Origin of the sequence: Actinoplanes couchii, from assembly GCF_016862075.1 — a bacterium.
GTDB lineage: Bacteria > Actinomycetota > Actinomycetes > Mycobacteriales > Micromonosporaceae > Actinoplanes > Actinoplanes couchii.
Map to the genome: position 1 here is coordinate 139,096 of NZ_BOMG01000027.1, position 13,079 is coordinate 152,174.

The 13,079-nt window shown below is 69.3% G+C and carries 11 protein-coding genes; 5 read left to right on the plus strand and 6 right to left on the minus strand.

Translation table 11 applies throughout. The annotated features are described in order from the left end of the window. Positions 1 to 587: 587 nt before the first annotated feature. Positions 588 to 929 carry a hypothetical protein gene (locus tag Aco03nite_RS08545; RefSeq protein WP_203794229.1) on the minus strand — a complete coding sequence of 114 codons (342 nt, stop codon included), beginning with the start codon at positions 927 to 929 and terminating at the stop codon, positions 588 to 590. Positions 930 to 1,120: 191 nt separating this feature from the next. After that, entirely contained in the window at positions 1,121 to 2,302 is a 1,182-nt protein-coding gene (locus Aco03nite_RS08550; RefSeq protein ID WP_203794230.1) for an alanine racemase, read from the minus strand. Between the two features lie 185 nt (positions 2,303 to 2,487). Here Aco03nite_RS08550 and Aco03nite_RS08555 point away from each other — a divergent pair, with 185 nt between their 5' ends. Further along, positions 2,488 to 3,255, plus strand: coding sequence for an aminoglycoside phosphotransferase family protein (locus tag Aco03nite_RS08555; protein WP_373872588.1), 768 nt, complete (start codon positions 2,488 to 2,490; stop codon positions 3,253 to 3,255). Between the two features lie 62 nt (positions 3,256 to 3,317). Here the strand turns inward: Aco03nite_RS08555 and Aco03nite_RS08560 are convergent, their stop codons facing one another. From Aco03nite_RS08560 to Aco03nite_RS08575, 4 genes are read right to left on the minus strand one after another with little or no spacing between them, the layout of a single operon-like run. Beyond that, entirely contained in the window at positions 3,318 to 4,676 is a 1,359-nt protein-coding gene (locus Aco03nite_RS08560; RefSeq protein WP_203794232.1) for a beta-N-acetylhexosaminidase, read from the minus strand. Positions 4,677 to 4,699: 23 nt separating this feature from the next. Continuing rightward, positions 4,700 to 5,539 (minus strand): carbohydrate ABC transporter permease, encoded by an 840-nt coding sequence (locus tag Aco03nite_RS08565; RefSeq protein WP_203794233.1) that lies wholly within the window; start codon positions 5,537 to 5,539, stop codon positions 4,700 to 4,702. Then, positions 5,536 to 6,417 (minus strand): carbohydrate ABC transporter permease, encoded by an 882-nt coding sequence (locus Aco03nite_RS08570; protein WP_203794234.1) that lies wholly within the window; start codon positions 6,415 to 6,417, stop codon positions 5,536 to 5,538. Before Aco03nite_RS08570 ends, Aco03nite_RS08565 begins: the two co-directional genes overlap by 4 nt. Continuing rightward, on the minus strand, positions 6,414 to 7,682 hold the full coding sequence (locus Aco03nite_RS08575; protein ID WP_203794235.1) for an extracellular solute-binding protein: 1,269 nt from the start codon (positions 7,680 to 7,682) through the stop codon (positions 6,414 to 6,416). The genes Aco03nite_RS08570 and Aco03nite_RS08575 overlap by 4 nt, the downstream gene beginning before the upstream one ends. A gap of 215 nt (positions 7,683 to 7,897) precedes the next feature. Here Aco03nite_RS08575 and Aco03nite_RS52730 point away from each other — a divergent pair, with 215 nt between their 5' ends. Genes Aco03nite_RS52730 through Aco03nite_RS52735 form a run of 4 tightly spaced genes read left to right on the plus strand, consistent with a single transcriptional unit; the run spans position 7,898 to position 13,075 of the window. After that, positions 7,898 to 9,376: a MarR family transcriptional regulator gene (locus Aco03nite_RS52730; protein ID WP_239144995.1), complete on the plus strand. Its 1,479-nt coding sequence runs from the start codon at positions 7,898 to 7,900 to the stop codon at positions 9,374 to 9,376. After that, positions 9,373 to 10,584: an amidohydrolase family protein gene (locus Aco03nite_RS08585; RefSeq protein ID WP_203794236.1), complete on the plus strand. Its 1,212-nt coding sequence runs from the start codon at positions 9,373 to 9,375 to the stop codon at positions 10,582 to 10,584. Before Aco03nite_RS52730 ends, Aco03nite_RS08585 begins: the two co-directional genes overlap by 4 nt. Then, on the plus strand, positions 10,584 to 10,964 hold the full coding sequence (locus tag Aco03nite_RS08590; RefSeq protein ID WP_203794237.1) for a RidA family protein: 381 nt from the start codon (positions 10,584 to 10,586) through the stop codon (positions 10,962 to 10,964). The genes Aco03nite_RS08585 and Aco03nite_RS08590 overlap by 1 nt, the downstream gene beginning before the upstream one ends. Positions 10,965 to 11,008: 44 nt before the next feature. Continuing rightward, on the plus strand, positions 11,009 to 13,075 hold the full coding sequence (locus tag Aco03nite_RS52735) for a serine/threonine-protein kinase (protein WP_239144996.1): 2,067 nt from the start codon (positions 11,009 to 11,011) through the stop codon (positions 13,073 to 13,075). Positions 13,076 to 13,079: the final 4 nt, after the last annotated feature.

The following is a 13,079-nucleotide window of genomic DNA, read 5'->3' on the forward strand; positions in this document are numbered from 1 at the left end:
AAGGCGGGCGACTGAGGGGCGGGTTCGCTGGCAGCTCCACGGAAAACAGACATGACAGACTCCAGCGGCGCGAAGGAGGAAAGCGCTCGTTAGGTGCCTAATCACCGTAAAGAATGCCGATCGGGCAAGCTATCCCCCGCGAGGGGAAAGACCTTCATCAGTACGGGCCACGGCCTCGCCGATTCACCCGCTACCCGACTGGCGCCCGCTGGATCATCGTGACGCAACCTGGAAAACACGAAGATCACGAAGGTCAAGTACCACCGGAGACGGAACTCACCGGCCAGTCAGCACCGCGAGCATCCCGGCGTCGCTCTTGGCAGGGGCGACCTCGGGCTGTTCGGTAGTGGCCGAGGTCGCCCCGGGAAACCACACAGGTCAGGCCTGGCGCCGCTGGAAATGCACGGGGTTGAGCCAAGCCGCGGGATCTCACGCGGCACGGACTGGTGCGAGGTTCAGCGGAACTGCGGCTGGAGCCGGACGCCGGGGCAGCGGAACTGCGGCCGGAGCCGGACGCCGGGGCAGCGGAACTGCGCCCAGAGTCGGACGTGGGGCAGCGGAACTGCGCCCGGCGTGGGACGGAGAGGTCAGCGGAACTCGTGGATCACCTTGATGTCACCGCTGATGTGGTCGTTGAACTCTTCCAGTTCCTCGGCGGGAACCCACAGTTCGAGAATCGTGTCCCCGCCGGCCTGGCGGATCGGGTAGCGAGCCGCGAAGTTCGCGTCGACCTCGAAGCGGGTCACGTAACCGACGCCGGAGGCCGGGACGTTCCAGTCCCGGGCAATCATGATCGCGTACGCCTCGTTGAGGACCGGGTAGAAGATCGGCTGGTCCGGCAGGCGCGGTGGCCAGCGACGCCAGCCCGAGTCCCGAACCAACTCCAGTTCCTTCGGGCCGGTCGGCCTCCAGAGCGTCAGAGTATTCACGGACGGCAGTCTCACATGATCACCTTCTGCGCCGCACCCCAGTTCCAGAGCGGCCGCACTCCAGATCAGACTCGTCACGCCTCAGATCAAAGCGTCGGCCCAGAAGCGAATGCGGACGGGCTGATGGCGACGGGAAGCTCCGTGCCGAAACCTCAAATCCATTCCACGCCGGGTCAAGAACGGAACGAGATTCAGAAAAAGGTGTGAAGTACATCGACCACGTTATGCGCATCGTCCACCAGGGGAATCGAGCGCCACTTGTCAAAAGCGGTACACGGGTGCGAGATACCGAAACGGATCAGGTCGCCCGGGGTCAAGGTAGGGCCGGTGACCTGCAGATAGGTGTGGTGGTCGTTCAGCTTGGTCACGGTCACGCCAGTGGCGGGGGTCAGAGTTCCGTCGGGGTGGCGGATCTCCCGCGGAATCGGCAGGCCCTCGTCGAACGGGGCGTCCCGTTTGCCCATGCCGGCCAAGGCCAGACCCGGCTCGGGAACCGACAGGACCTGCGCCCAGATCTCCACCGCCGCCGTCAGCGGGCCCTCGTCGGGAACCCGGACGAACGGGGTCTTCTCCCGATAGAAACCGTCGTCGTGGGTCAGTGACGCGCCGCTGCGCAGGATCAGCTGAGCCGGGATCTCGAGGCCCATCAGACGGTCGGCGACCCGGTCGAACCAGGCGCTTCCCCCGGCGGACACCATCGGACGAGGCGGAAGAAGGCCCGCCGCGGTCAACCGAGCCACTCCGGCCACCAGAGTGTCCAGGTAGGCGTCCACGTCCTCCCGAACCCGAAGCTGACCCTCATAGCCGGTCACCCCGCACAGCTCCAGGCCGGGAGCCTCGGCCACCGCGCGGGCGACGGTCTCGAGTCCGTCCAGGTCACGGACACCGGTGCGGCCGTCGGCATGCCCCAGCTCGACCAGGATCCGGAGCGGGCCCCCGGTGGCAGCCGCCGCCTCGACGCCGGCCAGGGAGTCGACCTGGAACCAGGTCTGCCAGCCCGCGGCGGTCTCCGAGGCCAGCCAGCGCAGCACCGTCGGATCGAGGATCTGATTGGCGATCAGGACCCGTTCGATACCGAGTTTCCTCATCACCAGCGCCTGGTTGGGAGTGGCCACGGTCATCCCCCAGGCCCCGGCCCGGAGCTGGGCCTCCAGCAGCGCGGGAGCCATCGTGGTCTTGGCGTGGGGCGCGAAGTCGAATCCGTGCCGCCTGCAGTACTCGGCCATGGTGGCGATGTTGGTCTCGACCGCGTCGCGGCGCACCACCATCAGCGGCCAGGTGAAACCCCCGTCGAAGATGCCGGCCCGGTTACGGGCGGATTCGAAGGAGCCTTCCGGTTGCCAGAAGCCCTTGCTGCGCCAGTCGACGGTCATCGGATTCCTTTCGGGACGGTCACTGCGGAGGCGAACATGGACGGATGCTGCCTGCAACCTTCGTACGCAACGTCGAGAACTGCTGGGGTCCGGGTGGGCGGGCGTGGCTCGCAGCGCTCCCCCGGGTCGCTGACGAGACGATGCGGGAGTGGCAGCTCAGCCCGGCCGAGCTGCTCCCGTTGAGCATGAACTGGGTGAGCCGGGTCCGCCGGGCGGACGGGTCGACCGCGGTGCTGAAACTCGCCGTTCCGGAGGCGGGGCATCTGGCGGACGAGGCGACGGCACTGGAGTGGTTCGCCGGGCGCGGGGCGATCGAGGTGCTGGCCCGCGACGATGCCCGGGGCGCCCTGCTGCTGGAGGAGGCCCGGCCGGGAATACAGGTCCGGGATCTGGTGCCGCATCGCGACGAGGAGGCGACCGCCGCGCTGATCCGGATCATGCGGCGGCTGCACCGTCCGGTGGGCACCGGGGTGGAGCTGCCGGAACTGGCCGGTCGAAGCGCGTCGTTCGAACGGCATCTGCGGCGTTTCCCGGAGAACGGGCCGATTCCGCGGCATCTCGTGGTCCGGGCGGCCGGGCTCTTCGGCGAACTCTGTGCTTCGGCGGCCGAGCGGGTCGTCCTGCACGGCGATCTGCATCACGACAACGTCCTCTCGGCGGAGCGGGAGTCGTGGCTGGCCATCGACCCGCACGGCGTCGTGGGTGATCCCGGTTACGAGGTCGGGGCTCTCCTTTACAACCCGGACCCTTCCGGTACGGATGACACCGTGCTGGATTTGGCCATGGCCCGGGTCGAACAGCTCGCCGACGGCCTCGGCATGCCGGTGGAACGTGTGCTGGCCTGGGGTTTCGTTCAGGGGGTCCTCTCCGAGGTGTGGGCGTTCGAAGGCGACGGAATGCGGAGCAGCCGAGCGCTGCGCCTGGCCGAGCGCTTGTTTCCACTGCTGGGGTGACAGCCACCGGACCGAGGGCAGTCTCCCGATGAAGAGCAACCACAACAACCGGGGCAGCCTCGTCATCGCAGGTCCGCGGTCATCTCGTGCAACTCGGCCAGACGGTCGTCGAGGGTCCGCGGGTTGCCGGGAGCGGACGGCCTCGCGTCGGACGGCCGCGGACCGCTGAGAGGGCGATAGTTCACACCGAGCGCGTCCAGCCGGGCGAGGTGCGCGGGCAGGCGGGCGGCGAAATCGGGAAAGTCGCGGTCCGCCGGGCCCCACACCACCTCGGCCAGAGCGCACAGGCGTGGGAACGCCATGTATTCGACCCGGCTCAGCGACTCCATGTGCTCGGTCCAGATGTTGGCCTGGGCGCCGAGGACCAGTGGCGAGTCCGGCGGTTCGTAGGCGAAGACGTCCTCGACGGTGAGCAGTGTGCCGACGGGGGTCGGCTCGCCGGGGTCGTCGGACTGGCGATAGTCGAGGTAGAGCTTGACGTCGGGGCAGCAGACGACCTGATGGCCGGCCCGGATCGCGACCTCAGCGGGTTCGACGCCACGCCAGGCGGCGATGACCGCCCCGTCGGGGGCACCATCGGCCAGGATCTCGTCCCACCCGTAGACGCGACGGCCCCGGGTGGCCAGGTGGGCGGCCATCTGCCGGGTGAAGCCGGCCTGCAGCTCGCGGCCGCCGGGCCACTCGTCGGTGGGACACTCGTCGCCGCCGATACCGATAACCTCGGACGGGAAGACGTCGCAGACGTGGTCGAGGACCCGGCGGCAGAAGTCGAGGGTCGCCTCGGACAGGTTGAGGACGTGCGGGGAGATACCCCAACCGGTCCGGACCGCGCCCGCGAAACCGTTGCCGAGAGCGGGATACGCCGCGATGGCCGCCTGCATGTGGCCGGGCATGTCCACCTCGGGCACCACGGTGACGTGCCGGCTCGCCGCGTGATCGACGATCAGCCGCAGGTCGCGGGTGGTGTAGAAGCCACCGTGCGGTTCACCGTCGTGGAGATCGTGAACGCGGGATCCGAGCATGGTCGACGATCGCCACGCGCCGACCGTGGTGAGCCGTGGCCAGCCGGGCACCTCGATGCGCCAGCCCTGGTCGTCGGTGAGATGCAGGTGCAGCACGTTGAGTTTGTGGAAGGCGATGACATCGATGAAACGCAGAATTTCCGGTACGGGCATGAAGTGCCGTGCCACATCGAGCATCACACCTCGCCAAGCGAACCGGGGCGCGTCCTCGATGTGTGTGCAGGGCACGTCCGGCCCCAGCTGGCGCAGCGTCTGCCGGCCGTAGAAGACACCCGCCGGTGAGCCGCCGGTGATGTCGATCCCGTCGGGAGTGCAGGAGAGGACGTAGCCCTCGAGGGCGAGACCTGGATCGACACGGGTGGTGACCACCGTCCCGGCCATGTCAGAGCCGGGCGTCATCCGTACCGAAATCGGCTGGGGAATCAATCTTTGACCGCCCCTCCGAGACCCGCGACGAGGCGGCGCCGGACGATGAGGAAGAAGATCAGCACTGGCACCGTCATCAGCGTCGACGCGGCCATGATCGCCCCCCAGTCGTTCTCGTCGGGCTTGAAGAAGACCAGCAGGGCCATCGGCAGTGTCTGATTGTCCGCTTCGCTGATGATGAAAGTGCGGGCGAACAGGAAGTCGTTCCACGCGTGGATGAACGAGAACACGCTGGTGGCGGCGAGGCCGGGGGCGACGAGCGGGAACAGGATGCGCCACAGCACGGTGAACCGGCCGGCGCCGTCGAGCTGCGCCGCCTCGTCGAGTTCGTCGGGGATCGCCTGGACGAAACCGCGCAGCATCCAGATCGCGAACGGCAGGGTGAACGCGGTGTGCACCAGCATCAGCGAGCCGAGTGTGTTGAGACCGATGCCGGGCACGACCCCGCCGACGTCACGGACCAGGAAGAACAGCGGGATGGTCAGGGCCTCGATCGGCACCATCTGGGCGATCAGGAAGGTCACCAGGATGGTGGTGCGGAACCGGAAACGGAACCTGGTGAGCGCCACCGCGGCGAGAAAGGCGATCAGGCCGGAGACCGCGACCACGACGAGCGCCACGATGAGGCTGTTGAGCAGATAGCGGCCGAAGTCGTTGACGGCGAGGACCCGCCGGAACGCGTCGAGCGAGGGCGCCAGGGTCCACGGCCTCTGCTCCAGCGACTGGATCTCGCCGGCCGGTTTCACCGCGGACAGGACCATCCAGTAGATCGGGAAGATCGTGATCAGCGCGATGAGCACCGCGAAGCCGTCGAGCATCCGCCTGCCGAGTCTCATAGCTGTTCTCCCGACCGGCGCAGCGCACGAAGGTAGACGAGGGTGACGGCGAGCAGGATCAGCATCATCACCACGCCGATCGCGGCGCCCCGGCCGTACTCGCTGGAAGCGAAGGCCTGCTGGTAGGCGTACACGTTGAGGGTCAGGTTCTGACCGGCCAGGCCGCCGCCGCGGGTCATGATGTAGATCTGGGTGAACACCTTGAAATCCCAGATGATCGACTGGATGACGACGATGGCCAGCACCGGTCGCAGGATCGGCACCATGATCTGCCAGAAGGTGCGCCAGGTGCTCGCGCCGTCCAGCGAGGCCGCTTCCAGGACCGACTGGGGAATGGCTTCGATCCCGGCGTAGAGGGTGACCATCACGAACGGGAAGGACGCCCACACCACCACCGCGCCGACCAGGCCGAAGGCGGTGTAGCGGTCGTACATCCAGTTGAATCCCTCGATCCCGAAGAGCTGGTTGACGTAACCCAGATCGGTGTCGAAGAGGAACATCCAGGTGGTCGAGCCGGACACGGCGGGCACCGCCCAGGCGGCCATCGCGGCCACGGACAGCAACAACCGCGGGATCCGGCTGACCCGGGTCAGCAGCACGGCCAGCCCGGCCCCGACCGCGAGTGTGGCGAGCACACACGCGGCGGCGAAGAGCACCGTGGCGGTGAGCACCTCCCAGAAGCGGGAGTCGGAGAAGAGACGGGTGTAGTTCTCCGCGCCGACGAACCGGGTCGGCTGTCCACCGCTGACCTGCGCCTGGGTGAAGTCGAGCACCGAGAGCAGGCCCAACTGGTACATCGGGTAGAGGAAGAGGCCCCCGAGCACCACCGTGGCCGGGAGGAGCAGCCACAGTGGTGCCCGCGTGCGGATCCGGCTCACTGGGAGAGGGCCTCGTCGATCTGCTTCGCGGCCTCGCCGGTGGCCTCGTCGATGCTCGCCTTGCCGGTGGCCACCTTCTCGATCATGGTCGGCAGCACCGCGGAGGCGTCGATCTTGCCCCAGCCCGGATCGAGCGGGACGAACTTCGTACCGGCGTTGATGGTGTCGATGAACGGCTTGACGAAGGTGTCCTTGGCGGCGACCTCGTCACTGGCCGACTTCAGGGTCGGCAGGTTGCCCATCGCGTCGTACATCTTCGCCTGGTACTTCTTGCCCGCCAGCAGGGTGAGGAAGTCGGCAGCCAGCGCTGGGCGCTGGGCATTCTTCATGATGCCGAGGTTGTTGCCACCGGCGAAGGCAGGCGCGACCGAGCCGGCGGTGACACCGGGCAGGGGCACGACGGCGTACTTCCCCTTGGCGGCGCCGGCATCGACGGCGGCCCGGTTGAAGTTGCCGATCACGCCCATCGCGGCCTTGCCACTGGCGAACAGCTCGACGGTCTTGCCGCCGGTCAGATCGGCGCAGTTCTGTGGCGGGCAGTTGTCCTCGGCGATCAGGTCGGTGTAGGTCTTGAGCCCGGCCTTGGCCGCGGGCGAGTCGATCTCGGTCAGCTCACCGCCGTTCGCCCAGACGAAGGGCATGGCACCGTACGTGTACTTACCGCCGACCGCGATCCCGAACATGTCCGGCTTCTTCGCTCGCACGGTGCGAGCCGCGGTGGTCAGCTCGGCGATGGTGGCCGGCGGCTTCAGGCCCAGCTCGGTGAAGACGTCGGTGCGGTAATAGAGGGCGCGGACGCCGACGAACCACGGCATGCCGAGCAGGGCGCCCTGGAATGTCGCGCTGGCCTTGGCATCGGCGGTCAGATCAGCAGCTTCGGCCCAGCCGGAGACGGTAGGGCCGAGGTCGGCCAGGCCGCCCGCAGTCGCGTACTCCGGAAGGTCGGTGTTGCCGAACTCCACCACGTCGGGCGCGCTGGCCGGATCATTGAAAGCGCCCTTGAAGCGCTCACCGCGGGTCTCGACGGCGATGTACTGCACGTCGACGGTGGTGTCCGGGTGGGCGGCGGTGAACTCGGTGATCGCCTCCTGGATCACCGCCTCCTTCGGTGCGCGGTTGGGCTCGTCGAAGAGCCACACCTTGAGGGCGCCGGTCGTCGGGCCGCCGTCCGCCGGGGTGCTCTCGGGCGCCGAGGTGGACGGGACGCAGGCGGTCATGGTCATGGTCAGAGCCAGCGCGGCAGCCGCCGCGATGCGCAGTCTCATCAGCACTCCAAGCGAACCGGGTTCGAAAAACATGTTCGTAAGTAGTTCGTTTCTGTGCACCCAAGAGTGCTCGGCCGAAGCACCGGCCGTCAAGCCTTGAATTTGCCTCTTAACTATGGAAACAAGGATTTGACTTGACCCGGGTACGGTCGGTCGGACAGGCTACGAGAGCCAGAAACGAACCACATGGGAACCAGCACGGGGGCGAGGTCGACATGATCGGATTGGTGGTGCACGCCGGCCACCGGGCACGCTTCGCCGACGCGGCGAGCACGCTCACCGGCGTCGACTTCGGCTGGGCCGTCTACGAGCACGAGGACGAGATCCGTGACCGGGTGGCCGGATTGCTGCGTGACCATCGGCTCGACGGGCTTCTGCTGGGCCTGGTGCCGTTCGCGAGAGCACGCGACCTCATCCCCACCGAGCTGCCGGTCACGGTCACCCGCTCGGCAGCGCTCGACCTGGCCCTGGCCTGGGCCCGGGCCCGGGGCAACGGCTGGCCGGCCACCCCGGTCAGCGTCGACACCTTCGCGAGCGAGACGGTCGACGAGGTGGCGTCCGCGCTCGACCTGGACCGGACAGCGATCGCCGCGCTGCCGTTCGACCCCGATCAGCCGGTCAGCGAGGTCGTCGACTTCCACCGTCAGCATCTGACCCGCACCGGCGCGCCCTATGTGATCAGTGTCCGGATGGGTGTCGCCGCCGCGCTGGACGGGCAGACCCCGGTGCTGCACGCTCTCGCCACACCCGGCACCATCCGCGCCGACCTGCATGAACTCGCCCTGCGGATCCGCAACAAGCGCGCCGACGGCCACCGCTTCGCCGCCGGGGTCTTCCTCGCCCGCGACGGCGAGAGACGGGCGACCCTCCAACGGCTCCTGGCCGGCGCCCCGGAGTTCGCCGATGCCTGGATCGACCGGCACGGTGACCGTGGGGTGCTGGTGCTCGCGCCCGCCTCTCTCTTCGAAAGAGCCACCCACCAGTGGGTGGGCCTGCCGATGCTGAACGAGGCGAACGCGGTGGCCGGGTTCGGCATCGGCGATTCGGCCCGGCTGAGCGTCACCCTCGCCGAGCGAGCCGCGGCCCGTGCCGAGCAGGACCGGACCGCCGCCACGCCACGAAAGAGCCGGATCGCCGTCACTTCCTCGGGAGACGACCGGACCACCGCCACACCGCCGGAGCGCATCCACGCCGGAGTCACCTCACACGAGGACACCAGCGCCGACGCCACATCGCGGGAGGACATCGACGCCGACACCACGTCGGCGAAGAACATCAGCGACGACACCACCTCGCGGGAGAACACCGGCGGCGACGTCGCGCCGTCGAGGGACGCCGACTTCGGCGCCTACCTGTTCACCGGTGACGGCATGACGATCGGCCCGATCGGTTCCGGTGGCATGCGGCTCACCTACACCTACCGGCATCACGGAGTCCTGGAACAACTCGCCGGTCGGGCCGGGCTCAGTCCCGCGACGCTCTCCCGGCTGGCCTCGATCGAACGCGGCTTGGACGGCCGCCCGATCTCCCCCGGTGAGCTGGCCCGCGCTCTGGGCATCACCGACCCCAGCGGCCGGCGTCTGATCCGCAAACTCACCGCTGCCGGTCTGGTCGAGGAGGCCGGTAGCGCGCAGGAGACCCGCAAGGGCCGGCCCACCCGCCTCTACCGGCTCTCCATCACGGCGCCGTCATGACCTGGGACCTGCTGTTCACCAGCGACGAGCAGGACATCGCGGTCCGCGACGGGCTGATCGCGGCGGTCGGCCCGGACCTGCCACGGGACGCGCGCCGGACCGTCGACGTGACCGGACGGCTGGTCACCCCGGGTCTGATCGACGCGCACACCCACGTTGGTCCCGGCTACTGGGGCATCGATCCCGACCCCGTCGCGTGGTACTCCGGCGTCACCACCTGGGTCGATGCCGGCTCTGCCGGGGCGTACACGGTCGCCGGTCTCCGCCATGTCGCGCGGACCGCGACGGTCCGGGTTCACGCGCTGCTCAACATCTCCGCAGTCGGTCTCGCCGGGCGCACCGGTGAGAGCCGCGACCTGGCCAACTGCGACGTGCCACTGGCGATCGACACGATCCAGGCCAATCGTGACCTGTTCCACGGCGTCAAGGTGCGCATCGACAGCGAGACCGTCGGCGACAACGGAGTCGAGCCGCTGCGCCGCGGGCTGGCGGCTGCCGAAGCATGTGGTGTGCCGGTCATGGCCCACATCGGCACCGCGCCACCCACGCTGGACGAGGTGCTCGACCTGATGCGGCCCGGAGACCTGGTCACGCACTGTGCCAGCGGGATCGCGACGCCGCTCGGGCCGGCGGTGCGCGCCGCCGCCGGGCGCGGCGTTCTGCTGGATCTCGGGCACGGTTCCGGCGGGTTCGCCTTCGACGTGTTGGAGGCCCAACTCGACGCGGGGCTGCGGCCGTTCACCGTCTCCACCGATCTACACGCCCGGTCCCTGCACGGGCCGGTCTTCGACCTGCCCACCACGATGGCGAAACTCCTGGCGGTCGGTGTCCCCCTGGCCGAGGTGGTCGACGCGGTCACCGCACACCCCGCGCGGGCGCTGGGCCTGCCGGGCGGTTCCCTCACCGTCGGTGCCCCGGCGGACCTGGCGATCTTCTCGGTACGGGCGGAGCCGATCCGTCTCGTCGACGCGCACCGGCAGGTCCGCACCTCCCCGGCACGCCTGGTCAACGAGGCGACCTGGGTGGGCGGCCGTCTCCTCACCCCACGACTGCCGGCACCACCCGCGCCGTGGATCCCGCTCACCGAGAGCCAGCATGCTGCTCTGCGACGCCGCGACCATGACATCCGAGCCCTGCTCACCACACCCCTGGTGGACGTGGACGGGCTGACCGAACAGTTCCCGAGAACAGAACCGAGGAGTTCCTGATGCCCAAGCGCGCTGTGATCACCGAGAAGGCGGCACCGGTCGGCGGTCCGTACTCGCACGCCGTCGTCGCCGGTGACACGATCTATCTGGCCGGCGCCATTCCCGCGCTGCCGGACGGCACCCGGATCACCGGCACCTTCGCCGAGCAGGCGCATTCCGCCTTCCAGAACCTCGCCGCGGTCGCCGAGGCCGCCGGGTCGAGCCTGGACGACGCCGTGCGGGTCGGCGTCTACCTTCGTGACTTCGCCGACTTCCCGGAGATGAACGAGATCTACAAGGAGTACATCAAGGGCGACAACCTGCCGGTACGCACCACGCTGCCGGTTCCGCTGGTCGGTTTCGACATCGAGATCGACGCCGTTCTCTACACCGGGCCGTGACGCCCCACGGGTAACCGGACACTCTCCTGGGTAGAGGGACATCCATGCCTCACCCCGGAGAGTTGCTCGGCGGACGTTACCGGCTGGACGATCCCATCGCCGCCGGTGGCATGGGTGAGGTGTGGCAGGCGACCGATACGGTGCTCGAACGACCGGTGGCGGTCAAGACGCTGCTGGCCGACCGGGCCACCGATCCCGGGTTCCAGCGCCGGTTCCGGCACGAGGCGCGAGCCCTGGCGGCGCTGCGGCATCCCGGGGTGGTGCCCGTCTACGACTTCGGGAGTACCGAGGACGCGGACGCCTACCTGGTGATGGCGCACGTCGACGGGCGGGCGCTGAACCATGTGCTCGCCGATCGCGGGCGTCTCGGCGCGGTCGAGACGATGGCGATCGTGGCGCAGGCGGCCCGGGCGCTGGCCACCGCGCACACCGCCGGGATCGTGCACCGGGACGTCAAACCGGGCAACCTGATCGTCGAGCCGGACGGGACCGTGGTCCTGGTCGACTTCGGGGTAGCTCGGTCGGCGAGTTCGGCCACGCTCACCGGTGCCCGGGAAGTGGTGGGCACCGCCCTCTACATCGCGCCCGAACAGGTCACCCGGCAGGAGACCAAGCCGGCGGTGGACGTCTACGCGCTCGGTGCGCTGGCCTACCACTGTCTTGCCGGGCATCCGCCGTTCCAGGCCAAGAATCCGATCGCGGTCGCCCTCCAGCACATCGAGGAAGAGCCGCCGCCGCTACCGGAAGACGTGCCGGCCGAGGTTGTCGCCCTGGTCATGCGGGCGATGGCCAAGGAGCCGGCGGGCCGCTTCCCGTCCGCGGGGGCAATGGCCGACGCCGCCGAAACAGCCGCCAAGGCCGCGCCGTCAGCGGCGACGGCGGAGGGGGCAGCGACCGCGGCGGCAGCGACGGCGCCGGGGGCAGCGACGGCGGCGGCAGCGACGGCGACGACGGGGGCAGCGACGGCGGCGGTCCCTTCACCGGCGCTTACTACCGGAAGGCCGCTCGGGGAAACGGCGGCGGCCCTCCCGGTATGGACAACCGCAAGCGGGGAGGTTCTCGCGGGAACGGCAGCAGCGGACCTTGCGGCGGCGTCCGGAGAGCCGCTCGGCGACGCGGCAGCGATGAGCCCAGCGACAGCGATGAACCCCGCCACAGCGATGAACCCGGCCACAGCGATGGACCCGGCCACAGCGATGAGCCAAGCTGCAGCGGCCACGGCGGGAAGTGCGCCTGAGGAGACGGCGGCGATGCCGGCAGACGACGGAGGTCTTGTCGGGACCTCCGCGGCAGGCGCTGGATCGGCGGCTGCCGCTGATGACGGAAAGGCTGGAATCGGTGAGGGGAGCGTGGGCCGGGCGATCGCCGGACCACGGGGTGACCTCGCCGCGACCAGGGCAGCCGTTCCCTGGGTCGGCGTCAGCCCGATCCCGGGTTCTTCGTCCGCGGGAATCGGTCCCGTGTCCGCCGCCGAGCCGACCTCGGCCGCCCCCACCGCCGCCGGGCCGACCTCGGGCTCGCCCGGTGCTGGCGGGTCGGTTTCGGGATCCTCTGTCGCCACCCTTGGTGGGGGGTCGGGGGCGCGGCGGCGGGTCGTGTTGATGTCGGTTCTGGTTTCGGTTGTTGTCGTTGTCGGTGTGGGGCTCGGGCTGGCTTATGTGGCCGGGGTCCTCGGTGTGGATTCGAAGCCGGCGAGCGGTACGCCTGCGGTTCCGGCGAGTGCTGGGCCTCCTCCTGTCGGGGACGAGCCTGGTGGAGCCGGGCAGGGTGGGTCCGGGCAGGGTGAGTCCGGGCAGGGTGGGTCCGGGCAGGGTGGGTCCGGTCGAGGTGGCGCTGGTGACGATTCGGGGGCTGCGCCGGAGCGGAAAGAGGACGGGAAGCGGGAGAGGTCTGGGTCCGGCCGGTCTCCCAGCCCGGATCGGAGTCGCCCGCAGGAGGTTTCGGGCACCGCCGCGCCTGCCGGAGAAGACGAGGCGGACGAGGACGGAGCGGGCGAGGAGGAAGGGGCTACGGCGGAGCCGACCACGGCCCCGGACACGACGGCCCCGGCCACCGAGACCCCGGAGTCCCCGGCCCCGGAGGAGAGCGCGGACGGCGCCCACCAGGGGTAACCAG

Bases quoted from the DNA above. Each gene is read 5' to 3' on its own strand.
- Aco03nite_RS08550 (WP_203794230.1), bottom strand. From the start codon at position 2,302: ATGACCGTCGACTGGCGCAGCAAGGGCTTCTGGCAACCGGAAGGCTCC.
- Aco03nite_RS52730 (WP_239144995.1), top strand. From the start codon at position 7,898: ATGATCGGATTGGTGGTGCACGCCGGCCACCGGGCACGCTTCGCCGAC.
- Aco03nite_RS08560 (WP_203794232.1), bottom strand. From the start codon at position 4,676: ATGACGCCCGGCTCTGACATGGCCGGGACGGTGGTCACCACCCGTGTC.
- Aco03nite_RS52735 (WP_239144996.1), top strand. From the start codon at position 11,009: ATGCCTCACCCCGGAGAGTTGCTCGGCGGACGTTACCGGCTGGACGAT.
- Aco03nite_RS08590 (WP_203794237.1), top strand. From the start codon at position 10,584: ATGCCCAAGCGCGCTGTGATCACCGAGAAGGCGGCACCGGTCGGCGGT.
- Aco03nite_RS08585 (WP_203794236.1), top strand. From the start codon at position 9,373: ATGACCTGGGACCTGCTGTTCACCAGCGACGAGCAGGACATCGCGGTC.
- Aco03nite_RS08555 (WP_373872588.1), top strand. From the start codon at position 2,488: ATGAACTGGGTGAGCCGGGTCCGCCGGGCGGACGGGTCGACCGCGGTG.
- Aco03nite_RS08565 (WP_203794233.1), bottom strand. From the start codon at position 5,539: ATGAGACTCGGCAGGCGGATGCTCGACGGCTTCGCGGTGCTCATCGCG.
- Aco03nite_RS08575 (WP_203794235.1), bottom strand. From the start codon at position 7,682: ATGAGACTGCGCATCGCGGCGGCTGCCGCGCTGGCTCTGACCATGACC.